Here is a 23,484-nt window from a genome sequence, read left to right as displayed (position 1 = left end):
GAGTGGTGGCGGTCGTGGGGTTCGTGGCACTGGTCTTCGGCGTGACGCTGCTGATCCACTATTACCTGTGGCGCCGCCTGGTCCGGGCCACCACGCTTCCCGGCCGGAGCCGCCGGGTGCTGACCCGGGTCCTGGTCGGCCTGGGCGCCCTCGTCCCGGTGACCCTCATCGGCTCCCGCACCGAATGGGGCCACTTCCTGGCCTGGCCGGGGTTCTTCTGGCTCGCGACCATGTTCTACCTGCTGGTGTTCCTGGTGGCCCTGGAGATCCCCCGAGCCCTGGCCCTGCTCGCCCTGCGCCGCTCGGACCGCCGCGGGTCGGCCGACCGGCAGGCCCGGAGCCTGGCCGGCGACCGCGGTTCCCGCGCTCCCGACCGGGTCCCCGCCTCCACCGTGTCCGACCCGATGTCCGATCCGATGTCCGACCCGGCGCCCGCCGCGTCCGCCGCCCCGGCGGAGGCCGCGGTCTCCGGGGACGAGGGGGATGAAGGGGACCAGCCCGGCCGGGCGGGTTCCGGGACGCCGGGGCGGGACGGCACCCCGGAGATGATCGGGCGCAGGCTGTTCATCGCCCGTACGGCCGCCGCCATCGCCGGGGCCGGAGCTCTGGCCACGGTCGGCTCCGGTGTCCGGACGGCTCTCGGCGACCCGGTGATCGAGCGGGTCGGGGTCGCCCTGCCCAGGCTCGACCCGCGCCTGTCCGGCCTGCGCTTCGCGGTGGTCAGCGACATCCACCTCGGCCCGCTCACCGGTCGCGGGCACACCGAGCGCATCGTCCGGATGATCAACGCACTGGAGGCCGACGTGGTGGCGATCGTCGGCGACCTGGTCGACGGCACGGTGGCCGAGCTCGGCCCCCTCGCCCGCCCGCTGGCGAGTCTCGAATCCCGCTACGGCGCCTACTTCGTCACCGGCAACCACGAGTACTACACCGCCAACGGCCCCGGGGAGTGGATCGAGGAGCTCCGCGAGCTCGGCGTCCGCCCCCTGGCGAACGAACGCGTCGAGATCGCCCATGCGGGAGCCGTACTCGACCTCGCGGGGGTCAACGACCTCACCGGCACCACCGTCGACGAGGGACCCGACTTCGAGCGGGCGCTCGGCGGGCGGGACCGCTCCCGCTCCACGGTCCTGCTCGCCCACCAGCCGCTCCAGGCCCGCGAGGCGGCCCGGCACGGCGTGGACCTCCAGCTGTCCGGGCACACCCACGGCGGGCAGATGGTCCCGTTCAACCTGGTCGTCCCGTTGCAGCAGCCGGTCGTCGCCGGCCTCGGCGAGGTGGACGGCACCCGGGTCTACGTCACCCGCGGTGCGGGCTTCTGGGGTCCCCCGGTCCGGGTCGGCGCTCCCCCGGAGATCACTCTTCTCGAACTGCGCACCTGACGACCCCCGGACATCAGGGGATTCATTCCGGGCGGCCTGCCTGCGGGGACAAGCGGGTCGTACTACTCTCAGCGACGAGCAGCCGGACATATCAGTCCGGCTCATGTATTCCCAAGTCCGGCGAGCACCTGGATACGCTGACATCATGACCTCCCCTGGCCGGAGCACCGCGCGCCGCAAGCCTCCTCACGTGCTGGCCAACGCCCCGTTCCGCAAGCTGTGGACGGCCATGGCGGTGTGCAGCCTGGGTGACTGGCTGAACCTCCTGGCGCTGACCGCTCTCGCGGGCAACCTCACCGCCGGGGAGGGCTACCAGTACCAGAGCCTGGCCATCGGCGGCGTCTTCGTGGTGAAGATGCTCCCGGCCATCCTGCTGGGCCCCCTCGCGGGCGCGTTCGCCGACCGGTTCGACCGGCGGCTGACGATGTTCACCGCCGACCTGCTGCGCTTCGCGCTGGTGCTGTCGATCCCGCTGGCGGACGCCAACTACCAGTGGCTGCTCGTCGCCACGTTCCTGGTGGAGTGCGTCAACCTGTTCTGGGTGCCGGCCAAGGACGCCACGGTGCCGAACCTGGTGCCCAAGGAGCGGCTGGAGGAGGCCAACCAGCTCAACCTGCTGGTCACGTACGGCACCGCCCCGGTCGCCGCGCTGCTGTTCGCCGTGCTCTCGGTCGCCGACGACGCCCTGGGCAGGCTGGTGCCGTACCTCGCCGAGCGCGACACCTACCTCGCCCTGGTCATCAACGCCTTCGCGTACCTGATCTCGGCGTTCCTCATCTTCACGCTCAGGGACATCCCGGGCAGAGGCGCCGCCGCGGCCGTCGCGCCGTCGATACTGCGGCAGATCGTCGAGGGCTGGCGGTTCGTCGGCGGCAACCGGCTGATCCGGGGTCTGGTCATCGGCATGCTCGGCGCGTTCGCCGCCGGAGGCGCGGTGGTCGGCGTGGCCAAGATCTACGTGCAGGAGCTGGACGGCGGCGACGCGGCCTACGGCGTGGTGTTCGGGGCGGTCTTCGTCGGCATGGCGTCCGGCATGTTCTTCGGGCCCAGGCTCCTGCGGGAGCTGTCGCGGCGGCGGCTGTTCGGACTGTCGATCATCGCGGCCGGGCTGGTGCTCGCCGCGGCCGCGCTCGTCCACAACCTGGTCATCGTCGTCCTGCTGACGGTGATGCTCGGCGCGTTCGCCGGGATCTCCTGGATCATCGGCTACACCATGATCGGGCTGGAGGTGGACGACAGCCTGCGGGGCCGTACGTTCGCCTTCCTGCAGTCGCTCGCCCGGGTCACCCTGCTGCTGGTGGTCGCGGTCGCGCCGGTGCTGGCCGGTCTCTTCGGCGAGCGCGAGATCAGGATCGCCCGGGAGCCGGTCTACGAGTTCGACGGCTCGAACCTGGTGCTGCTGGTCGGCGCGCTGCTGGCGATCGGCGTCGGCCTGCTCGCGCTGCGGCAGATGGACGACCGCAAGGGCGTCTCGATCGTCGCCGACCTGATCGCCGCGGTCCGGGGGGTACGGCCGGTGCACGAGGGCGCCGAGCCGCCGCGCGGGGTCTTCGTCGCCTTCGAGGGCGGAGAGGGGTCGGGGAAGACCACCCAGTCGCGGTTGCTCGCGATCTGGCTCCGCGACCAGGGCTTCGACGTGGTGCAGACCCGCGAGCCCGGCTCGACCAAGGTGGGCATGCGGCTGCGGGCGATCCTGCTGGACGCCGTGCACCAGGGCCTTTCCGCGCGGTCCGAGGCGCTGCTGTACGCCGCCGACCGGGCCGAGCACGTGGAGAAGGTCATCCTCCCGGCACTCCACCGGGGGGCGATGGTGATCTCCGACCGGTACGTCGACTCCTCGCTCGCCTACCAGGGAGCGGGCCGGGCGCTGGAGCAGGAGGACGTGGCGAGGATCAACGCCTGGGCCACCGGCGGGCTGGTGCCCGACCTGACCATACTCATCGACACCCCGCCCTCGGTCGGCCTGGCCCGGCTGGGCGGGGCCGCCGACCGGATCGAGTCCGAGCCGCTGGAGTTCCACGAGCGGGTGCGCCGCGAGTTCCGCGCGCTGGCCGCCGCCGACCCCGGCCGCTACGCGGTCGTCGACGGGACCCTGGCCCAGGAGGAGATCTCCCGCCTCATCCACGACCGGGTCCGGGAGATCCTGCCCGACCCGGTGCCGCAGGAGGCCGAGGACATCACCGGGACCATGCCCGCCATCCGCGACTGACCGCGGCGGCTGCGACGGTAGGTTGGACGCCGTGGGAGTCTTCGATGACCTGGTGGGCCAGGAACGCGCGGTGGAGACGCTCCGCCGGGCCGCCGCCGGAGCGGCGGAGATGCTGTCCGGGGGGTCCGGGACGGGGATGACCCACGCGTGGCTGTTCACCGGGCCGCTCGGGTCCGGCAGGGAGGAGGCGGCGCGGGCGTTCGCCGCCGCGCTGTTCTGCCCCGACCGGGGCTGCGGCCACTGCGACATGTGCCACCAGGTGATGGTCGGCTCCCACCCGGACCTGGAGACCGTCCGCCCGCAGGGGCTCTCCTACGGCATCAAGGACACCCGGCAGCTCATCCTCCGCGCGGCGGGGGCTCCGACGCTGGGCCGCTGGCGGGTGGTCCTGTTCGAGGACGCCGACCGGGCCACCGAGGGGGCCTCCAACGCGCTGCTCAAGGCGATCGAGGAGCCGCCGCCGCGGACGGTCTGGCTGCTCTGCGCGCCCTCCCCGGACGACATGATGATCACCATCAGGTCCCGGTGCCGGGTGGTCACCCTCGTCACCCCGCCGACCTCCGCGGTCGCCCACGTGCTGGCCACCCGCGAGAACGTCCTGCCGGACCTGGCGGAGTTCGCCGCCAGGGCGGCGCAGGGCCACCTCGACCGGGCCCGCAGGCTGGCCCTGGACGCCGAGGCGCGCGGTCGGCGTGAGGCGGTGCTGTCCATCCCCGCCGCGCTCACCGGGGTGGGCGAGTGCGTGACGGCCGCGGAGCGGCTGGTGAAGACCGCCGAGGACGAGGCCGCCGCGGTCACCTCGGCGCTGAACGAGTCGGAGATCACCGAGCTGCGCAAGATCTACGGCGAGGGGTCCACCGGCAAGGGGCTCAACCGGGGGCTGATCCGCGGCGGGGCCGGGGCGCTCAAGGACCTGGAGGACCGGCAGAAGTCCCGGGCCACCCGGACCAAGCGCGATGTCATCGACGCGGCCCTGCTCGACCTGGTGGCGTTCTACCGCGACGTGCTGGCCGTGCAGTTCGGCGCGCAGGTGGAACTGGCCAGCGAGGACCGCCGGGCCGACCTCGACGCGCTGGCCCGCTCGTCCACGCCGGAGGAGACGCTGCGCAGGATCGACGCGATCATGCAGTGCCGCAGGCGGCTGGCGGCCAACGTCAACCCGCAGATGGCCGTCGAGGCCATGACCCTCTCCCTGCGCAGGCCCTGATCTCCGACTACTCGATCACCAGGTTGACGGGGATGTTGCCGCGGGTGGCGTTGGAGTAGGGGCACACCTGGTGGGCGGCGTCGACGAGCTCGCGGCCGGCCTCCGGGGACAGACCGTCGGGCAGTTCCACCCGCAGGGTGACGTCGAGCTGGAAGCCGCCCGCGCCGTTGGAGCCGAGGCCGACCTCGGCGGTGACCGAAGCGTCCGAGACATCGATCTTCTTCTTGCCCGCCACCAGCTGGAGGGCGCTGGCGAAGCAGGAGGCGTAACCGGCGGCGAAGAGCTGCTCGGGGTTGGTGCCGTCGCCGTCACCGCCGAACTCCTTCTGCAGGGCCAGCTTGACGTCCAGCACGCCGTCGGAGGAGACCGCGCGGCCGTCACGTCCGGCGGCGGTGGCGATGGCGGTGTAGAGGCTCATGTCCTGCCCTTCGTTGTAGACAGACCTGTCTGTCTAGGTGATGGTACGGAGACTAGACAGAGTTGTCTGGTAGCGTCAAGGGGTGAGCGCAGAAACGATGGAACGCCGCCGCGAGAGCCCCGCCCGCGCGCGCATCCTCGACACCGCCACGCGCCTGTTCTACGCCGAGGGCGTCCACACGGTCGGCATCGACCGGATCATCGCCGAGGCCGGCGTTGCCAAGGCGACCTTCTACCACCACTTCCCGGCCAAGGACGAGCTCGTCCGCGCCTACCTGGAGGCGGAGCACCGGCGCCAGCGGGCCGCGGCCGAGACGGTGCGCGCGGTTTCGGCGGGACCTCGTGAGATGCTGCTGGCGATCTTCGACTACCTGGGTGACAACGGTGCCGCCCCCCTGTTCCGCGGCTGCCCCTTCACCAACGCCGCGGCCGAGTACCCCGATCCCGCGCATCCGGTGCGCCGGGCCGTCGCCGACTACCGCCGCTGGAACCGCGAGCTCTTCCGCGACCTGCTGGCCGGTGCCGGCCACCCCGACCCGGAGCGGACCGCCACCATCCTCATGGTGATCCGCGACGGCATCGTCGTGGGCAGCGATCTCGACGACCCGGACGTGCTGCGCCCGCTCATCCGCGATGCCGTGACCCGGGTCCTGGACGCCCCGGTCCCGCGCGCCTGACCGCGCCGCGCGATCCCGCCCGCGAAACACCGGACGCCCGGCCGCGTCATCCCGGCCCCTCCCCGCGCGGGCCCGGTGGATCCGGCGCAGCTCATGGGGGGTATCGGGACGGACTCACCGGCGGCCAGGAGGAGTGGCCCTCCGGAGCCGGGCCGTCAGGGAAGCTGGAGAGGACCGTTCGTGATCGAGCGGTCCTTTTCCGTATTTTCTCGATCAATGGAACCAAACCGCCTTGATTCCCCTCAAAGCTCACGGGTAGATCGTTAGAATTTCACAGCGAAATTAGGCCGATTCGTTACATATGAGCTAAGTGTGCTTTGCGCTACGGGGATGAGCGGAGAGGGCCGGGGGTCTGTTGATCAATGTGGGAGCGGTGCCGCCAGGGGCCAGGCGGGCCGTCACGAGCCGAGTGGACGACGACGACACACTGAGGATCGAGTGGCCGGAGCCGGATGACGGGAAGATCGTCCTGCGGCACGCGGAGACGGGCCGGGAGCACGAAGGCACCGATCTCACCGGGCTCACGGCCGGAACCTGGACGGTGTGGAAGCACGGCGAGCCCGTCGCCACCGACGATCCGGGGTTCTCGCTGGACGGCCTGCTCGCCTACGCGGGCAGGTCGCGGGGCCGGGAGGTGCGGTCGGTGCGGACCGCGGAGGGAACCCTCGCCGTGCTGGTTCGCGAGGTCGAGCCGTACGTGGAAGTGATCAAGGTCCGCCCGGAGGACGGGGTGATCGCGGTCGAGGGCCTGATCGCGTACGGCGAGCCGCTCGGCGGCGAGCACCCGGCCGGACTGGTGGCCGCGGCCAGGAAGGGGCCCGAGACGACCGGCGCCGGGACCGTGACGGGACGCCGGTTCGCCGGGAGCGTCGCGATCGAGCCGATGGTCGCGGGCCAGGCGCGGCGGCGGGTCTTCTGGGACCTGTTCGCCGAGATCCGCGGGGTGCGGCTGCCGCTGGCCGCCCGGCTCGACGACGTCACGGACAAGAAGAGCAGGGTGAGGTTCCCCGCGCAGCGCGTGGGGCACGTGCGGGTGCGGCCGTACTTCACCGACAGCGACAGCCTGGCGGTCGCGTGCACGATCGAGGAGGAGAACGCGTGAAGATCTCCTTTCTGATCCTCAACGCCTACGGCATGGGCGGAACGATCCGGGCGACCTTCGACCTGGCCACCGAGCTGTCCGCCCGGCACGACGTCGAGGTGGTCAGCGTCTTCCAGCACACCGACCGGCCCTTCCTCCCGCTGGGCGCGAAGGTGCGGCTCCGCTCGCTGGTGGACCTGCGGGAGGGGGCCAGGGTCCGCTGGCCGTACACGAAGAGGGCCGAGCGGCTGAGCAAGGAGCCGAGCGCGCTGATCCACCCGGAGGAGCGCGCCTACGCCTCCTTCAGCGCATGGAGCGACGAGGTGCTCCAGAGGGAGCTGCGCCGGCTCCGTACCGACGTGCTGGTGACCACGCGGGCCGGGCTCAACATCATGGCCGCCCGCTTCGCGCGCAGGCGGGTCGTCACGATCGCCCAGGAGCACCTGCACTTCGAGGCCCACAAGCCGGGGCTCTTCGAGGAGATCAGGCAGTGGTATCCGAAGCTGGACGCGGTCGTCACCCTCACCGAGGCCGACGAACGGGACTACCGCGGCATGCTCGACCGCACGCGGACCGAGGTGTTCACCATCGGCAACGGCCTGCCCGGAGGGGCGCGCCCGGTCTCCCGGCAGGAGAACCGGATCGTGCTGGCCGCCGGGCGGCTGGTGCCGGTCAAGGGCTACGACCGGCTGCTGAAGGCCTTCGCCAGGGTCGTCGAGGTCCGGCCGGACTGGCGGCTGCGGATCTACGGCGAGGGCCGGGTCAGTGACAAGCTGGTCCGGCTGGCCGTCAAGCTCCGCCTGCACAACAACGTCGTGTTCATGGGCCCGACCGGGGACATCGAGGGCGAGCTGGCCAAGGCCTCGATCCACGCGGTCAGCTCCCGGTTCGAGGGCTTCGGCATGACCATCATCGAGGCGTTCGCCTGCGGGGTCCCGGTGGTCAGCTTCGACTGCCCGCGCGGCCCGAGGGAGATCATCACCCCGGGGCACGACGGGCTGCTCGTCCCGCCGGACGACGTCGACGCCCTCGCCGAGGGGCTGCTCAGGATGATCGACGACGAGGAGGGCCGCCGCCGGATGGCCGCCAACGCGCTGCGGACGGCCCGCGAGTACGACATCTCGGCGATCGCCGGCCGCTGGGAGAACGCCCTGGCGGAGCTCGCCCGCTGAGCCGGGCGGAGGAATTCCGGCGCGGGGAGCAGCAGGCGGGCCGGTACGGCGTCTCTGTGACGTGACCATGTCATGGACGGGGACCACCCCGGAACCCGAGATCGAGCTGCTCTCCCACGGGGAGCCGCTGGCCAGGGACCGCGTGGACGTCGCGACGCTGTTCGCCGAGCACCAGCTCGGGCTCGTACGGCTGGCGTTGCTCATGGTGGGCGACCAGGCCACGGCCGAGGACGTCGTCCAGAAGGCGTTCGCCCGGACCCACGCCGGGCGGCGCCGCCTGCGCGATCCGGGCAAGGCGCTGACCTACGTGCGATCGGCGGTGCTGAACGGGGCCCGCTCGGTGCTGCGCCGCCGGGCGGCCGCAGCGGTGGCCGCGGTGGCCGTGGTCGCTTTCGTGGTCGTACGGCCGGCACCGGGCTCCTCGTCCCGGAGCTGACGAAGGAGCACATCATGGCCATGGCCGGGGCCGCCCCGGACCAGGCGGACTCCGCCGATGTCGCGATCTTCCTCTGCAAGAGGAACGATCCCTTCCCGGAGTGCGTGGAGGGCGAGGCGACGGAGGAACGGAGAGCGGAGATCCGGCGCACGCTCGGCGCCTTGGCGGAGGTGGTGTCCGTCGGCTTCGAGAACAGCCAGGAGGCCTACGAGAAGTTCGAAGCGGAATACAGGGAGAACACGGTGCTGATGAGCGCGATCCGGGTGGAGGACATGCCGGAGTCCTTCCGCGTCCGTGTCGCGGACCCCGCCGACCGCCGGATGTCCGGGAGGGTGAAGGAGGCCGTGGAAGGGCTTCCCGGTGTCTCGCACGTCGCCGACCAGTTCTGCCTGCTCCACAAGGAAGAGTGCTGATCCGGGACGGCGGCCGGCCGGGGTGGTCGTCCACAGCCTGTGGACGGCCGCCCCGGCTGCGAACGCGCTATCCCGTCGGGAGGGCAACGGCGCGTAGGGTGGGCGTGAGCCGTACCCCTAGCTTGGTCTGGGAGCCGCATGAGCATGATCATGGCCGTGAGCTTCACCCGCTACGGCAGGCTGTACTACCTCGACCCCGGCGAGCACAGCCCCAAGATCGGCGACAAGGTCCTCGTCCCCACCGAGGCCGGGCCCGAGGTGGCCGAGTGCGTGTGGGCGCCGCAGTGGACGAGCGAGGAGATCGGCGGGCTGCCGGTCTGCGCGGGCATCGCCACCGAGGAGCATCTGGCCCGCGACGAGAGCAACAAACGCCGCCGCGCGGAGATCAGGAGTGTCTCCAAGCGGCTGATCAGGCGGCACGCGCTGCCCATGAAGGTCGTCGGCGTCGACTACCTCGACGCCGACAACGTCTACACGGTCTACTTCTCCGCCCCGCACCGCGTCGACTTCCGCGCCCTCGTCCGCGACCTGGCCCGCAACCTCCGCGCCCGGGTCGAGCTGCGCCAGATCGGTCCCCGTGACGAGGCCCGCCTCCAGGGCGGCATCGGTCCCTGCGGGCGCGACCTGTGCTGCGCGACCTTCCTCAAGGACTTCGAGCCGGTCTCCGTCCGCATGGCCAAGGACCAGGACCTCCCGGTCAACCCGATGCGCATCGCGGGCGCCTGCGGGCGGCTGATGTGCTGCCTGAAGTACGAGCACCCGCTCTACGTCGAGGCGAACAGCAGGATGCCGCGTGCCGGCCTGAAGGTGGACACCCCCGAGGGCCCGGGAACCGTGATCGGCCGCAATGTCCCCTCCGACTCCGTCGTGGTCCGCCTGGAGGACGGCGGCCGGCGCTGCGCGTGCCCCTCGGCCTCGGTCTGCTCCCCGCGCAAGCAGCACGACGAGATGTACGGCGAGGCGGCGACCACCGGGAGCAGCGGCCCGGCGGAGTGAGCAGGCGGAAAATCCGGTTGTAGGCCGAGAGCGCGGTTCGTCATCATCGGTGAATGAGATTTGCGGCCATCGGCGACATCCACGCCGACTTCACCCTGGCCGACGCGATGATCCGGCGGCACGCCGATCCCGTCGACGTCATCTTCAGCGTCGGGGACGCCGAGCCGAACCGCGACGAGGCCGAGAGCTTCGGCGTGGGCGGCCCCGCCAAATACCGCAAGGTGGGCGACTTTCCCCGGTTCGTCGCCGGCCTGCAGACCATGAGCGCGCCCGTGCACTTCATCGGCGGCAACCATGAGCCGTGGCCCGCGCTCGACGCGCACGGCCCGGGGGAGTGGGCGCCGGGCTTCCACTTCCTGGGACGATCGGGCGTGACGGAGGTCGCCGGGCTCCGGGTCGCGTTCCTGTCCGGGATCTACTCGCGCTACTTCAGCGAGCCCGACAAGCCTCCCGCGGTCACGCCGGAGCGGCTGAAGGAGTACGGCTACTTCACCAAGCCGCACGTCGACCGCCTGCTCAGCCAGGCACGCGGGAAGACGATCGACCTGCTGATCACCCATGACTGGCCCGCCGGCCTGTCCTACCGGCACCACGGCAAGCTCGCCGTGGGATGCGACCGGATCCGCATGCTGACCGAGACCCTCAGGCCGCAGGTGCACATCTGCGGTCACATGCACGTGCCCTTCCGGGAGCGGATCGGATCGACAGAGGTGATCTGCCTGTCGCAGGTGAGGCACGGCGTCTCCCCGGCCGATGCGGTCGCCGTGCTCGAACTCACCCCGGACGGCGCTCTGAGGGAGGCCTCCCCGACCGGGAGGGTCTTCGCGTGATCGCCGGGTCTGTCTTCGCCGGGTGACCCCGTACCTCGGCGAAGACGGACCCGCTGGGCGGTGCCTCAGTTGACGAACGGCTTCGTCAGCCCGGTGCGCCGACGGGCGCCGTTACGCCACTCCCCGCCGTTCTGGCGACTCAGCTCCTCGGCCCGTTCCTTGATCATTTCCTCGATCGCGGCCCGTGCCTCGGCGTCGGCCGCCTTGCTCTCGACGTCGACCAGTTGGCGCCGTCTGCGGCGGTCCTCGGAGTCCCGGTACGCCTGGAGTTCGAGTTCGCCCAGTTGCACGTCGGCCTTGCAGTGCAGCGCCCTCTCGTGGACCCTTTCCCGGATGCGGTTCTCCTGCTCGACCATGCGGTCGTAGGTGGTCGATCCGCCCATGAGCTTGACGAGGATGGGCAGGCAGTCAACGATGATCAAGAAGAGCCGGAACAGCCAGCTGGCTCCGAACAGATAGCCGTTCTCCGCAGTGACCTCGTGCAGGGCGCGCATTCGCTCCAGGAGACCGACGGGGTCCTCCGGGCCGGGCATCACGGCCACCCGCTTGTCGATCTCGGCTTTGACCCACTGGCCGTAACCGTCCTGCTTGGCGGCAAGCGGCCCGCGCAGCTCGGAGATCTGGTTCTCCATCTCCCGGAGCTCCCTCCGGTTCGCCACCAGGTTGCGATCGGTTTCGAGCTTCCTCACCTTGTCGTCGAGACGCTTGCAGAGCGGACCGTCGCCCCTCTTGCCGCTCGTTCCCCTGGTGGCCCTGCCCGCGCATTCGTCGTTCGCCTGCTGGAGCAGCTTTCTGTGGTCCCTCTCGTCCGTCCTGATCCGGGCCCGCAGTACCGTGGCGTCGGCCTCCAGCTTGTCCAGCCTGGTCTGGTCCGCCGCGGCGGTAGAGGCCAGGAGCTGCGCGTTCCGGCAATCGCGTTGCGGCGGAGTGGCGGACGGCGTCGTCGGATTACAGGCCACCAGCCGGTCCCGCTCGGCGTTCTGCGCCACCTGACGCTCATCGACGACGTGCTGCACGATGGCCGTCTCGAACACGCGCAGGACCAGCGGCTCGGCGATGATGAAGCCCAGCACCACGGCCACGAGCAGACGAGGGAAGAGCATGAGGAGCCTGCGCTGCCACATCCCGGTGACGGTCGAGACCAGCCAGCGGTCGAGGTTGAGCACGATCAACGCCCAGATCACCGTGGGAACGAGCATCGCGATGTGGGCGCCGCCCAGGACCTGGCTCAGCGCGAACCACATGGAGGCCCCGGCCACGACCGCCGTCCCCAGCACCACGCCGCCGAGGCCGACGTAGCGGGTGCGCTCCAGCGGCACCTGGGCCAGGATGTCCTCGTCGACGCCGGCGAGGACCCGCAGCCGCCTGCCGAGGTCGAACCGCCTGCCGGTGGACGGCATACGCGGGTGCCTGTGTGTGGATGCCAGGTGCTCGGGAGGGCTCTCAGTCATCGAGCTCCTCCAGCCCGATCATCCGCGGGTGGCCGTCGTCTCCGGTCCGGGACGGCCGGCCCTCGACGGCCCTCGGCTGCTCGACGCCGCGCGCGTCCTCCATGAAGGGCTCGACCCCGGCGACCGACTTCATGGCCTTGTTGATGAGCGCGTGGGTGTCGACGGGCAGGAAGTCCAGAGATCCTTCGGGAAGGCCCTCGATCAGCTCCGCCAGGTACTTCATCCGGCTCACCTCGGCCTCGCGGGTGATGCTCACCGCGTCGCCCATCATCAGCTGGTCGCGACTGACACCGAGCGCCACGGCGGCCTCGGCGCCCCGCTTGAAGATCTCCTCGATCCGCGCGACGTCCTGATTCTCGATCACCCACTCCATCTGCTTGCGCTCCGTCTCCCACTTGAGCTGCTTGATCTGCTGGCCGTGGGTGAGGATGTCCGCGGGCGGGAGAACGGTGATGTTGGCCAGGCTCACCTCGATCCCGGGAATGCGCGCCGGGTAGAACTCCAGATACGCCCGGATCCTGCCGGAGACTTCAGAGGAGAGCCGGTGCGTCTCCTCGACCGGCCACGCCACGCCGAGCCGCATCAGCTCCGGATCATTGCGGAGATGGTGGTCCAGGATCACCGTGGCGTTCTCCACTCCGGAGGCCACCACCGCTTCGGGGTCGGTCACCCTGCACTCGAAGGTCGTCCTGACGAGGAAGTGGTAACCCATGTCCCCGGAAGGGATCTCGACGTCGACCATGACCCGGCGGCTGCGGACATAGACGACGCTCACGGAGCGTGCCTCCACGACGGCGTCCTCGGACCCCCGGAGGTGACCGCTGTCGGGGTAGACCTTGTAACCCCCGTTCACGGCGAAGACGAGAACCGTTCCGGTCGGGGCTTCCGGAAGCTCGCCGGGGTCGCGACGGGCGAACAGCCCCAGGCGTCGCCGGGGCGGACGCAGGGTGCGCTCTTCCACAATCGGATATCCGGTGTGCGGAGGCATCGGTGGCTCCTTGGAGTCATGACTGGCTTCGCGGGATGCCCGCGTTGAGGAGGGTGAGGACGATCTCTCTGGCGGGCCGGTGCCGTGGATGCGCCGGGCCGTCGGCGGCCTGGCCGATCGCACGCCTGACCAGTGCGGTCACGCCGTCGGGCAGCACGGACCACACCGCGCGGCCCAGCGCTTCCGCGGCGGCCATCGCACCGTCCTGGCCGCTCAGCCCGTCGAGAGTCCGGCAGAGGGCCCGGACCGCTCGAGCGCGGTGGTGGGCGTTGTGCAGTGCCCAGGCCCACAGCACGCCGATCGGCTCGGCACTCTCCGGTTGTGCGAGGAGGAGCGAGGCCATGAGCGGTTGCCTGCTCTCCGGCCCGTCGCCGTTCGGCCACTCGCCGCTCAACCGGTCGGCATCGAGTACGCCGAGCACGGTGGAGAGCGCCCGCCGCGCCAGCAGCGGCTCCATCCCCTCGGTGAGGTCGCGGTCAACGTGCCGGGAGAGCAGCTGCAGTTCCGTCAAAGCGTCGCCGTCCCTCTCGGCCGCTCCCTGGAACACCAGGACGAGGGCGCGCTGCGCCACGGTGCTCACCCGGATCCCGCGCAGGGACAAGTACCACAGCCAGCTCACGGCCTGGGCGGGATAACGGATCGAGAGGCCACCGGCGAAGGCGAGCGCCGCGGTCATGGCCTGCGGCTGCCCGGCGTTCTCCACCCAGCCGAGGGTGGCGGCGAGGGCCGCGGCCGCGGTGGCGTCGTCGGTGCACATCAGGGAGAGGGTGCTGGCGGTGGTGAGCCGTTCCTGCACGGTTCCCCCGGCCCAGGTCTCCAGGAACGACTCCTGGACCTCCTCAGGGTTGATCCGGGAGAGAAGGGCCAGTCCCGCTGCGACCTGGACCTGGATCTCCGGCCGGTCCGTGGCCAGCCCGCGGATCCATGCGCGCAGCGGCTCCCACAGCCGGTAGTCGTAGCGGCGGTGCAGCTGATTGATCACGTGCTCGCGGTGACGGACGCCGCAGAAGACCACCCGGCGCTCGCCCGGCCCGTTCGACGTCCCGATCAGCGGATGCCGGTTGTTCCACAACATTCGCGCCTGGGGTAGATCATCCTCGATCGGCCGCCGTTCACGTTCGGCCCCCTGGCACTCGATCTCGTCCGCGATGTTCCTCAGCTCCACCACGAGACGCTCGAAGACGCGTTCAGGCAGGCCGTACGCGAAGGCCAAGGCCGCGACCGTCAGCGCATCAGAACGCTTCGGCAGGCCGTCGAACCACTGGGAGACGGTGCCACCGCTCAGGTCGGCGAGGATCTCCTCGGCCGGCCGCGTGCCGTCGCGCAGCTGCCCGGCCAGCTCGACGACCTGCCGCGGTGTGCGCAGCCCGGCCACGTGATCATGAATCTGGGTGATCTCCTCGGCCGGACGGGCTTGGCCGAGACAGGCGGCGAACAGCGTCGATGGATCGGGCGGGCCCCACGGAATCTCGAACGGGGCGAGCTCGGAACGGGCCTCCGACCGGTTGAGAGTGATCACCAGATAGGAGTTCGCCTCCACGAGTTCGGTGCTCAGCGCCTTGAAGGTGAAGCGGCGCACGCTCGTCGCAGTGCCCTCCTCGATCCAGTCGTGGATGAAGTAGGTGCGGTTCCTCCTGGTGGAGACGGAGGAGACCAGGTCGTCGAGCCTGTGGTTGGGAGCGAGGACGACGACCTTGTCCGTGGCGGCCTTGGCGGCGTCGAGGAGTGCGATCCCGCTCGTCCACTTGCCGATGCCCTCCGCTCCGACGAGAACGGCCAGGTGTCGCTCGCGCAGCACCTCCAATGCCTTCGGGAAGTCGGCGGGTTCGACGAACCCCCGGAGCGCGCGCTCGATGTCCTCCCGGTCCAGCCGGCCCGAGATCGCCCGAGTGGCCGTGCTGCCCGCCATCCCGAAGACGGCTCCCTGGGCCTGGACCCCGGCGAAGAAGTTGTTGATCACGGTGGCGGTCTGACCGAGGGCGTTCTCGTCGAGGTCGTCACCGGCGCTCTCGGAGGTCTGCTCGCCGGTTGCGGAGGGCTCCTGCCCCTGCGACTGCTGCCCGGGTTCGGGCTCGGGTTCTGTCGGAACCTCGGGCTGCCGTCCGTCGCCCTGGGCGCTTTCCTCTCCGGTCATTTCCGGTTGATCCCGAAGACCGCTCCGCGGGCGTCGACCGCCCCGCTCACATTGTTGATGACTTCGGCCCGTTGGAACGGGGTCTCTGTCGCCTGGTGCGACTTCCCGTTCATTTCCGCGGTGTCGAGGACGCGGTCCATATCTTTCGCGTCGAGCTCGGGGGCCCAGACCCAGGCGCTACCGGAGAACTCCTTCACCCTGATCGAGGCGTGGCGGAAGTCGCTTTCCCGGTAGGAGGTGTGTCCCTGGCGCACCACATCGTTGAAGAGTCGGTCGGAGAGGAGGAGGACGATATTCGCTTCGTCTTTCTTGCCGAACAGCTGCTTGAGCGGGTCCCAGTCGACCAGCCGGCTCGCCTCGACGACTGCCTGGCCGGCATACCCGTTGACGGACGGATAGGCGGTGCCGAAGGCGAGCGCCACCCTGAGGCGGAGCCGGTCGGATGGGGGCAGGTCTCTGTTGCGCGCGGCGAGCTCGCGATGAAGTGCGCGTACGTACCGGTCGACGACGGCGGGTTCGTGCTCGCCCGGTGGCAGGACCGCGAGCTCGCCGTCGCCCGCGGGCTGGATCGCCCATGTCGCGCGGTCGATCCCGACCTCCGCCGCCGCAGCCCGGTGGACCTCGATGAAGCCGCGTTGCATGACCTCATGCCGTTTGTCGCTACCGCCTCCGTAGCCCTTCAGATCGCTCGACATGACGAGGGCGCGCCCGAAATTACCATTTTCCATGAAGTACCTCTGGTTCTCCATCCTCGTCGCCTGTGTCTGCATGGCCTACCAGTATGGAGCGGTCCGGAGGCGGACATCCCCTACCGATAGGGGATGTGGCCCCATCGAACGTTAGAGAAGACAGTAAGACGTATTAATACATACTCAGACCACTCCTTGTGTCCTTCTCTGGGGTTGATGCGAGAGAAGGGGTGTAAATCAGTGCGGTGGATCGGACAGAAGTCTCATAAGACAACAAAAGAGGATCTGAGTGATGCGCTGGCGGTAGCCGCCTCATTTCAGAACTACGTTCAGCATGCCGACGGGAAGGTGAGCATCCTCGTCGTCCTGCACGCCGGTGCTGCGGCGATCGTCGCCGCCCAGTCCAGCGCGGGCGCCAGGCTCGGCGGCGCGGGCGCCCTCATCGGATATGGCTTGCTGGGCCTGTTCCTACTGGGTTTCCTGGTCTCCGGCTACCACATACTCCAGACCATCAGGCCCACCCTGCGGCCGCCGGCCGTACGGAGTCGGTACGGCATCACCGGGGTTACGCGCTTCCCCTCCCCGCCGGCGGCCGACGACCTGCCGGCCAGGACCGCCGAGGCGCGGGCGATGGCGGAGCTCCTCGCACGGATCGCCGAACGCAAGTACCGCCACGTGTTCAGGGCCGTGCCATGGGCGGGGCTGATGCTGATCTCCGTCATCTCCTGGACGGTGCTCGTCGCAGCCTGGCGTTGAACGGACGGTGCACCCCGCGGCGCGCGGTGCCGGACACCGCCGCGGGATGCCTCGGCCGCCCCGCGGCGGCGAGCACGGGTTCCCGGTGGAGGCTTTTCGCCGGGTGGCGGCGGGCCTCAGCTCTCGGAACCGAAGGCGCGGAGTCCTTCGGGATCGGTGACGACCAGCCGTCTTCCCCGCATTATCAGCAACCCGTTCTTCTTGAGCAGCCGGACCGCGTTGTTCACCGCCGCCTCCCTGGCCCCGATCAGCCGCCCCAGCTCCGGCTGCGACAGTCCGACGCCGAGATCGGTCCCCTCCTCGACCGGGAACCCGTGACATGCCGCCAGGTCGCTGAGAACCCGTGCCAGTCGCACCGGGACGGAGAAGGCGGCGAAGTCGAGCCTGCGGTGATTCGCCCAATCCAGTCGGTTCGCGACCATAGAGGCCAGCGCGGACCACAGTCGTGGACGCTCGTTGAGATAGGCGATGAAAACGGCCGAGGGGATCTGGAAGGCCAGCGTCGGCGTACACGCTGTGACCGTCGCGGAGCGATCCGTCCCCCTGAGCACCGCCATCTCGCCCACCAGATCACCGCTCACCCGCACTCCGAGCAGTACCTCGGCGCCGTTGCCGAGAGCCGCCGTGACTTTGGCGCACGCGTATGTCCCCGGCCGGGCGGAGCGCAGCAGTAGGACATGGTCGCAGCGGGAGTCGCCCTGCCGGATCAGGACCGCTCCGGGTCCGTGGGACTGCGGCTTGCCCAGGGCTAGAAGCTCTCCGCGTGCGTCTTCGTCGAGCATGGAGAGCAAGGTTCCTGCAGGCCAGGCCGGTCCGTTCCTGGAATGACCCGCTCTGCCGGACACGAGACCTCCTCGCTGGGCGGCATATGTACCGTCTACTTGCAGATCGTAATGTCCGGGTGGGGGAGTCGCAGGAGAACCTTCTTCCGAGGCCGAGGCGATGTCCGGGCCGGCCCCGGCCGAGGACACATGCCTTCTTCCGGGCGTACAGGTGTCCCCGCCAGAGCCGATGAACATCCGCGCGTAGGATGCGACGGGTGCCGACCTGGTCAGATGTCCTCCGTACGGCTGCCGCCACGGCGCTGGCCCTGTCCGTGACGTCCTGTGCCGGGGCGGGCCGTACCGCCTCCGGGCTCGAATGGGCCGACTGCGGTGACGGCTTCGAGTGCGCGGAGCTCGCGGTCCCCCTCGACCATGACAGGCCGGACGGGGAGAAGATCGGGATCAGCGTGATCCGGCTCCCGGCGTCGGGCGAGCGGATCGGCTCCCTCCTGGTCAACCCCGGCGGCCCCGGCTCCTCCGGGGTGGAGTACGCCCGCAGCGCCCGCTCCGCGGTCAGCGAGGCGGTGCGGGACCGTTTCGACGTGGTCGGGTTCGACCCGCGCGGGGTCGGCGGCTCCGCGCCGGTCCGGTGCCTGCCCGCCGAGTCGCTGGACGCCTTCATCGGCCTGGACGGATCACCCGACTCACCCGGTGAGGTCACCGCGCTGGAGGAGGGTGCACGGCGGTTCGCCGCCGGCTGCCAGGCCCGCTCGGGCAGGCTCCTGCCGTACGTCGGCACCGCCGACGCCGCGCGGGACATGGACCTGCTGCGCGCCGCCCTCGGCGACGACCGCCTCACCTACCTCGGCAAGTCGTACGGCACGCAGCTCGGCGCGGTCTACGCCGACCTGTTCCCGGGCCGGGTCCGCGCCCTCGTCCTGGACGGGGCCGTGGACCTCTCGCTGTCCCCGCTGGAGATGGGGGCCGCCCAGGCACGGGGCTTCGAACTCGCCCTCGACGCGTTCCTCGCCGACTGCGTGAAAGCCGAGGACTGCCCGTTCGAGGGCTCGGCCGCCTCCGCCAGGGAGGAGGTCGCCGCCCTGCTCCGGCGAGCCGACCGCGAGCCCCTGAAGAACGCTCTCGGCGACGGCCGTGCGATCGGCGAGGCCTGGACCACCCTGGGGATCATCACCCCCCTCTACGACCGGGAGAGCTGGCCGGTCCTGCGGTCGGCGCTGGCCGAGGCGCTGAAGGGCGACGGGACCACCCTCCTGCGCCTGGCCGACATCCTGCTCGACCGCCGGGAGGACGGCACCTACGGCAACCAGACCGAGGCGAGCCTGGCCGTCACCTGCGTGGACTCCCCCTTCCCCGCCGACTCCCGGGCCTATGCGGCGGCGGCCCGCGCGTCCACCGCGGATGCGCCGCTGTTCGGCGCCTTCGTCGCCTGGGGATCGTTGCCGTGCGCCTCCTGGCCGGTGGCAGGCGGTGCCGGGGAGAAGATCGATGCCCTGGGAGCTCCGCCCATCATGGTCGTCGGCACGACCCGCGACCCCGCCACGCCGTACGAATGGTCCGAGGCGCTGGCGGACCAGCTCTCCTCCGGTGTCCTGGTGGGGTTCGAGGGCGACGGGCACACCGCGTACCTGACGGGCTCCCCGTGTGTGGACCGCCTGGTCGACGAATACCTGATCACCCTCGCCGTCCCCGAGGACGGCACCCGGTGTCCCGAGATCGAGTGATCCGGCGGCGCGAACAAGGGCCGGGACCCTGTAGACTGCCATCAGTCATGCGAACCATGCGTGGCACGCCGCCTTAGCTCAGTCGGCCAGAGCACTTCACTCGTAATGAAGGGGTCTGGGGTTCGATTCCCCAAGGCGGCTCCGCAGGTGAAAGGCCCTCCGGGATGATCCCGGAGGGCCTTTTTCGATCTTGTACAGCAGCGAAATACAGCAACGGCATCAGCCGTCTTCGAAGCTCTTGTTCAGCCGGTCGAGTGCCTTGCGGGTCTCCGGCGAAGGAACCTGGGTGTAGACGTTCATGGTCACCGAGATCTGTGAGTGCCGCAGGACGCGCATCGCGACGCGGGGATGGACGTCGAGGGCCGCCAGGAGCGAGGCGCAGGTGTGCCGGGTGTCGTGGACACGGATACGGGGGACACCGGCCTTCTCGCAGTAGCGCTCAAAGGACCGGTAGAAGTTGCGCGGCTCGACCGGAGTCCCGTTCTTCGTGGTGAAGACGAGATCGGAGTTCTTCCACTTTTCTCCGGCGTCCTCGCGTGCCTCCTCCTGGATCCGCTGGCGCTCCCGGAGAGCCGAGATGCAGAGCCCGAGCAGCGGAAGGGAATCCGTCGAGTCCTCTGTCTTGGTCCTGTCCCGGTGGAGGAGCTGACCGCGCACCCGGTTGAGCTGATGGGAGACCCAGAGCTCTTCGCCGTCGAGATCAACGGAGTCCCAGGTGAGGCCGAGCACCTCGCCCCGTCGCAGACCGAGAATCAGGATCAGGACGTACGCGGCATAGAGCGGCTCCTTTGCTTCACGCAGATGCTCAAGGAACTTCCGTGCTTCATCGACGTTCCACACGCCGTGGTTCCGTGTCTTCTTGGTCTTGCTCGCGTTGGGCAGGACCGTCAGCGCGGCCACGTTCTTGGAGATCAGTTCCTCCCGGATGGCATTGCCGAGGGCCGATCGCAGGACACGGCGGATGCTGGCGATCGTGCTCCGGGATGGGTAGTCCTTGCAGCACTCCCCCTTGGAACAGCACTTCCGCTTGCCCTCCGGCCGCCGGTGGTCCTTCTTCTGGTCACAGCAGGTGCAGAGCGTCGGCAGCGTGTTGAGCCAGGTCTGAACGTCCCGCACGGTGAGCTTGTCGAGCCGCTTCTTGCCCAGGCCGGGAATCATGTAGAGCCGGACGAGCGGCTCGTAACCGGCGTAGGTCGTCGGCTCCCGGTTGGGCTCCACAACCTCGGCGAGCCAGCGCGTCAGGTACGTGGCAATCGTGGGGTTCTTGGTCGGCACCGGCCCTTTGCTCGCCAGCTCGTGGAGCTTGAGCCACTTCTCGTGGGTCTCCTCGCGGGTCTTGCCGTAGGCCCATTTACGGGTCTTCTTGCCCTCCGGCGTGGTGACCCAGACATAGCCCGCCCAGCCGTCCCGATAGGGGAAGACCGAGCCTTCGCCGTTCGCGCGCTTACCCATCAGGCAGCCTCCTCACAGAGCCGGGTCACGTAGTCGTTGAGTGCGGATTCCGGGATGCGGCGGCAGCGGACGTTGACCATGACCGAGTCGAGTTCGCCGGAGCGGATGAGCTGGTAGAGGGTCCACCGGCTGACCTGGAGAGCGGCCATGGCCTGGGGGACCGTGAGCAACTTGGGACTACTCATGAGTGCCTCCCGGGCCGGAGAGGCGGTTTCCGGTAAGGGCTCTTACCAGAAGCGCGTCACCGGCTGAGTAGCCCTGTCCGGCGTACTCCCAGCGAGCGATCACGAGGACGGTGTCCTCCTCGAAGAGGGGAAGTCGTCCGGTGGTGATGGCTTCTGCGTGCCGGTGCTCGGCACGGGCCGCGCGTAGCTTGCCGAGGGTGGTGGAGTAGCGGCGGGACTTGGTGGAGAAGTGGCCGCGGAAGCCGAGCATGTGCGCCCACTGGGTCAGCCGGAGTTCGGCCAGCTCTTCCAGCGCCCCCAGGCGCAGGCACTCGGCGATGAGCCGCCGGGCGTGCTCTCGGATCGGTAGCGCGGACAGGTCTTCCACGGGACTGATGCGCCGGTCGAGGGTGCCGACGCATTCGGCGGCCTTGGTGGCGTACTTGGCGATGTAGCCGGCCACGGCCTGATCGGTCAGCTCTCCGCCCATGGTGATGGGCCGGACGTCGAGTTGGGCGCCCCAGCGCAGTACCCGCGCGGGTTCCCCGGCCGCCGCGGGGGAGGTGACCGCCACGGCCGCGCAGGCATGCCGTACGGCGTCCGTCAGAGCATCGGCGGTGGCCCAGGCCGGGGGAGCGGAGTTCGGCCCATCGGGGCCGTCGAGGCGGATGACGGAGTGGAAGTGCACCAGGCCGCGCCGCTGGTACTCGGCGACCTTGGCGAAGGAGACCGTGGCCTGTTCGCGTAGCTCCCGCAGGGTCAGGCCGGCGGTCTTGGCCAGTCGCCGGCGCAGGGCCAGGGTGAAGCGCCGCCACAGCTCCGGGGACAGGGCGTTGAACAGCACGCTTCCCGTGTAGTCGTAGCAGTCGCCGCACAGCGGCTCGCCGAGGCATCCCTCGTCGGCGCCGTGCCGGGCGGTGCAGGACATGACCCGCCCATGCGGGCAGGTGGCTGCGTCCCGTCGGGCGTGGCACGGCAGTACTGCGCCGTTCTTCTCCCGCCGGGTGTGGACGATGCCGAAGGAGGGCGCGGTCAAGGTGACGAACAGGCACGGGTGAGTGCTCACCGATTCGGGGACGCCCTTGCCGCCGACCAGGCCCGCGCGGATGAGCTGGTAGGTGTCGGCCCGGTAGGTCTCGGCGCAGGTCGGGCAGCGTGAGGCCCGCCGGGTCTTGCACGGCAGGCGCAGGATGCCGTCCGGTTCGGTGGCGGTGGTGTAGGTGTGCAGCCGCCCTCCGGTGGCGGGGTCGACGTGCTGGACGTGGCCGCGCAGGTGGATGGGCTGTCGGCAGCCGCCCGTCCGGCGGATCTGCGAGGCCCAGCGGGCGTATTGGGGGTCGTGGAGCCGGGCGATCATCCCGGCTACCGCGTAGGTGCTTGGCATGATGGGGGCTGTCCCTTCCGGGCTGTGGATGTTCGGTTCGGGATGGCCCCCGACGTGACGGACGTCTTGGCGGATGTGTGGTCACGTCGGGGGCGCTGAAGGTCTCAGCAGAAGCCGAGGCCCTCGCAGTGCAGGCAGCTCTCTGCGTAGCTGTCGACGCCGGTTCCGCCGCAGTGGCAGCACAGCCAGCGCTTCGGGGCGGGGTCGACGGGCGGGGCGAGGTTGTCGGGGTCGTCGGTCACGTGATCCACCTCCCTCCGTCCCGCTTGGGCGCGGTATCGATGAACACGCGCCAGGTGTGAGGCCGTTCATGGAGCGGGAAGATCGGCGTGACCGAGCCGACCGGCAGGATCGTGCGGATCTTGTTGATGGCGTAGGCGAGTTCGGCGTAGGTGCCGTCGATGCGGATCTTCATGGCGGTGTTCCTCTCGGTTCAGGCGGGTTCGGGACTGTCGCGCAGGACGCGCAGCAGGTCGGAGGCGAGTTGGCTGGACACTCCGAGCCGGGTGCGCAGCGTGTCGCGGGTGATGGGCGTGCCGTGCCGGGCGTGGTGTTCGTCGGCGACGCGGCGGGCGTAGTCGATGAGCGCGGCGGCCGGGCCGGTCTCGCTCTTGTCGGGGACGGCCCCGCCGGACGGCGCAGCGAGCGCGGCCGGTTCGGAGGCGGCCTGCGGTACGGCCTCCGCCGCGGGGACGGGTGCCGGGGGCGATTCCAGGCGGGGGCCGGATGCGCGCCGTTCCAGCATGGAGACCGCGATCAGGAACGCACCGGCCGGAGTCGCGGCGCAGATCCACCCCCAGGCGGACGGTTCGGCTTGGGCCAGGTTCGCCGCCAGCGACAGGGCCACTCCGCCGGCCAGGACGAGGGTGGGCCAAGAGATCGGCCCAGTCCGCTCGCGGCCGGTCTTCCTGTCGCGCTGCCGTTCCCGGGCGGCCATGACGCAGGTGAGGTCGACGCAGACCGCCACCGCCCACGCCATCGGCCCGGATTGGCCGTGTTCAGTGGCGGTGTCGCGGATGTGGGTGAAGCTTCCCGCCCCGGCGATCAAGGCGAGGATCAGCACCGGGGCCGAGTCGGCCAGCCGTACGGCCAGGCGGGGCGCGCTCGTGGTCATCGCAGGTTCCTCCCTTCCATCAGTCA

The 23,484-nt window shown here is 70.2% G+C and carries 23 protein-coding genes, 1 tRNA gene and 1 pseudogene; 13 read left to right on the top strand and 12 right to left on the bottom strand.

The window, feature by feature from the left end; genetic code table 11:
- Positions 1-5: 5 nt before the first annotated feature.
- The 3 genes from HS041_RS03480 to HS041_RS03470 all read left to right on the top strand — a co-directional run bounded on the left by HS041_RS03480 (position 6) and on the right by HS041_RS03470 (position 4,798).
- Positions 6-1,382 carry a metallophosphoesterase gene (locus HS041_RS03480; protein WP_196439067.1) on the top strand — a complete coding sequence of 459 codons (1,377 nt, stop codon included), beginning with the start codon at positions 6-8 and terminating at the stop codon, positions 1,380-1,382.
- Positions 1,383-1,527: 145 nt separating this feature from the next.
- The gene (tmk, locus tag HS041_RS03475) at positions 1,528-3,591 is read left to right on the top strand and encodes a dTMP kinase (RefSeq protein WP_196439066.1); all 2,064 of its coding nucleotides are present in this window, start codon (positions 1,528-1,530) and stop codon (positions 3,589-3,591) included.
- A gap of 31 nt (positions 3,592-3,622) precedes the next feature.
- Positions 3,623-4,798 (top strand): DNA polymerase III subunit delta', encoded by a 1,176-nt coding sequence (locus tag HS041_RS03470; RefSeq protein WP_196439065.1) that lies wholly within the window; start codon positions 3,623-3,625, stop codon positions 4,796-4,798.
- Positions 4,799-4,805: 7 nt separating this feature from the next.
- Here the strand turns inward: HS041_RS03470 and HS041_RS03465 are convergent, their stop codons facing one another.
- Positions 4,806-5,216 (bottom strand): organic hydroperoxide resistance protein, encoded by a 411-nt coding sequence (locus HS041_RS03465; protein WP_196439064.1) that lies wholly within the window; start codon positions 5,214-5,216, stop codon positions 4,806-4,808.
- An 82-nt stretch (positions 5,217-5,298) separates the two neighbouring features.
- Between HS041_RS03465 and HS041_RS03460 the strand changes: the two genes are divergently transcribed.
- The 7 genes and pseudogenes from HS041_RS03460 (at position 5,299) to HS041_RS03430 (ending at position 10,820) form a co-directional block, all read left to right on the top strand.
- Positions 5,299-5,892, top strand: coding sequence for a TetR/AcrR family transcriptional regulator (locus HS041_RS03460; RefSeq protein WP_196439063.1), 594 nt, complete (start codon positions 5,299-5,301; stop codon positions 5,890-5,892).
- A gap of 409 nt (positions 5,893-6,301) precedes the next feature.
- The gene (locus tag HS041_RS03455) at positions 6,302-6,994 is read left to right on the top strand and encodes a hypothetical protein (RefSeq protein WP_196439062.1); all 693 of its coding nucleotides are present in this window, start codon (positions 6,302-6,304) and stop codon (positions 6,992-6,994) included.
- A complete protein-coding gene (locus HS041_RS03450; RefSeq protein ID WP_196439061.1) occupies positions 6,991-8,145 on the top strand; it encodes a glycosyltransferase family 4 protein in 1,155 nt (384 codons plus the stop codon). The genes HS041_RS03455 and HS041_RS03450 overlap by 4 nt, the downstream gene beginning before the upstream one ends.
- 67 nt (positions 8,146-8,212) lie before the next feature.
- Positions 8,213-8,503, top strand: a pseudogene (locus HS041_RS39130) (sigma factor); the annotation flags it as partial.
- 92 nt (positions 8,504-8,595) lie between these two features.
- Positions 8,596-8,994, top strand: a complete 399-nt coding sequence (locus HS041_RS03440) for a permease-like cell division protein FtsX (RefSeq protein ID WP_196439060.1) — start codon at positions 8,596-8,598, stop codon at positions 8,992-8,994.
- Positions 8,995-9,138: 144 nt separating this feature from the next.
- Complete coding sequence (locus HS041_RS03435) at positions 9,139-9,990, top strand: PSP1 domain-containing protein (protein ID WP_196440751.1); 852 nt, start codon at positions 9,139-9,141, stop codon at positions 9,988-9,990.
- A gap of 53 nt (positions 9,991-10,043) precedes the next feature.
- Complete coding sequence (locus tag HS041_RS03430) at positions 10,044-10,820, top strand: metallophosphoesterase family protein (RefSeq protein ID WP_196439059.1); 777 nt, start codon at positions 10,044-10,046, stop codon at positions 10,818-10,820.
- Between the two features lie 65 nt (positions 10,821-10,885).
- On the opposite strand, the gene HS041_RS03425 is transcribed toward HS041_RS03430, so the two are convergent.
- Genes HS041_RS03425 through HS041_RS03410 form a run of 4 tightly spaced genes read right to left on the bottom strand, consistent with a single transcriptional unit; the run spans position 10,886 to position 16,163 of the window.
- A complete protein-coding gene (locus tag HS041_RS03425) occupies positions 10,886-12,271 on the bottom strand; it encodes a DUF4407 domain-containing protein (RefSeq protein ID WP_196439058.1) in 1,386 nt (461 codons plus the stop codon).
- The gene (locus HS041_RS03420; protein ID WP_196439057.1) at positions 12,264-13,259 is read right to left on the bottom strand and encodes a hypothetical protein; all 996 of its coding nucleotides are present in this window, start codon (positions 13,257-13,259) and stop codon (positions 12,264-12,266) included. Before HS041_RS03420 ends, HS041_RS03425 begins: the two co-directional genes overlap by 8 nt.
- Before the next feature lie 16 nt (positions 13,260-13,275).
- Positions 13,276-15,393 carry a hypothetical protein gene (locus tag HS041_RS03415; protein WP_196439056.1) on the bottom strand — a complete coding sequence of 706 codons (2,118 nt, stop codon included), beginning with the start codon at positions 15,391-15,393 and terminating at the stop codon, positions 13,276-13,278.
- Positions 15,390-16,163 (bottom strand): hypothetical protein, encoded by a 774-nt coding sequence (locus tag HS041_RS03410; RefSeq protein WP_196439055.1) that lies wholly within the window; start codon positions 16,161-16,163, stop codon positions 15,390-15,392. The genes HS041_RS03415 and HS041_RS03410 overlap by 4 nt, the downstream gene beginning before the upstream one ends.
- Positions 16,164-16,214: 51 nt before the next feature.
- On the opposite strand from HS041_RS03410, the gene HS041_RS03405 reads away from it, so the two are divergent.
- Positions 16,215-16,838, top strand: a complete 624-nt coding sequence (locus tag HS041_RS03405) for a Pycsar system effector family protein (protein ID WP_501224822.1) — start codon at positions 16,215-16,217, stop codon at positions 16,836-16,838.
- A 116-nt stretch (positions 16,839-16,954) separates the two neighbouring features.
- On the opposite strand, the gene HS041_RS03400 is transcribed toward HS041_RS03405, so the two are convergent.
- On the bottom strand, positions 16,955-17,620 hold the full coding sequence (locus HS041_RS03400) for a Crp/Fnr family transcriptional regulator (RefSeq protein ID WP_196439053.1): 666 nt from the start codon (positions 17,618-17,620) through the stop codon (positions 16,955-16,957).
- A gap of 257 nt (positions 17,621-17,877) precedes the next feature.
- On the opposite strand from HS041_RS03400, the gene HS041_RS03395 reads away from it, so the two are divergent.
- Complete coding sequence (locus tag HS041_RS03395) at positions 17,878-19,344, top strand: alpha/beta hydrolase (protein WP_307845155.1); 1,467 nt, start codon at positions 17,878-17,880, stop codon at positions 19,342-19,344.
- A gap of 67 nt (positions 19,345-19,411) precedes the next feature.
- A tRNA-Thr gene (locus HS041_RS03390) sits at positions 19,412-19,485 on the top strand.
- Between the two features lie 78 nt (positions 19,486-19,563).
- Here HS041_RS03390 and HS041_RS03385 read toward each other — a convergent pair.
- The 6 genes from HS041_RS03385 to HS041_RS03360 all read right to left on the bottom strand — a co-directional run bounded on the left by HS041_RS03385 (position 19,564) and on the right by HS041_RS03360 (position 23,458).
- Entirely contained in the window at positions 19,564-20,796 is a 1,233-nt protein-coding gene (locus tag HS041_RS03385) for a site-specific integrase (protein ID WP_196439051.1), read from the bottom strand.
- Complete coding sequence (locus HS041_RS03380; RefSeq protein WP_196439050.1) at positions 20,796-20,981, bottom strand: helix-turn-helix domain-containing protein; 186 nt, start codon at positions 20,979-20,981, stop codon at positions 20,796-20,798. Before HS041_RS03380 ends, HS041_RS03385 begins: the two co-directional genes overlap by 1 nt.
- Complete coding sequence (locus HS041_RS03375; protein WP_196439049.1) at positions 20,974-22,344, bottom strand: replication initiator; 1,371 nt, start codon at positions 22,342-22,344, stop codon at positions 20,974-20,976. Before HS041_RS03375 ends, HS041_RS03380 begins: the two co-directional genes overlap by 8 nt.
- 104 nt (positions 22,345-22,448) lie before the next feature.
- The gene (locus HS041_RS03370) at positions 22,449-22,586 is read right to left on the bottom strand and encodes a hypothetical protein (protein ID WP_196439048.1); all 138 of its coding nucleotides are present in this window, start codon (positions 22,584-22,586) and stop codon (positions 22,449-22,451) included.
- Positions 22,583-22,759 (bottom strand): hypothetical protein, encoded by a 177-nt coding sequence (locus HS041_RS03365; protein ID WP_196439047.1) that lies wholly within the window; start codon positions 22,757-22,759, stop codon positions 22,583-22,585. The genes HS041_RS03370 and HS041_RS03365 overlap by 4 nt, the downstream gene beginning before the upstream one ends.
- Before the next feature lie 18 nt (positions 22,760-22,777).
- A complete protein-coding gene (locus HS041_RS03360) occupies positions 22,778-23,458 on the bottom strand; it encodes a DUF2637 domain-containing protein (RefSeq protein ID WP_196439046.1) in 681 nt (226 codons plus the stop codon).
- Between the last annotated feature and the right edge of the window lie 26 nt (positions 23,459-23,484).

It is taken from the genome of Planomonospora sp. ID67723 (genome assembly GCF_015711605.1).
GTDB lineage: Bacteria > Actinomycetota > Actinomycetes > Streptosporangiales > Streptosporangiaceae > Planomonospora_A.
The sequence above is the reverse complement of the archived record's forward strand: the minus strand, read 5'-3'. Positions and strand labels throughout refer to the sequence as shown.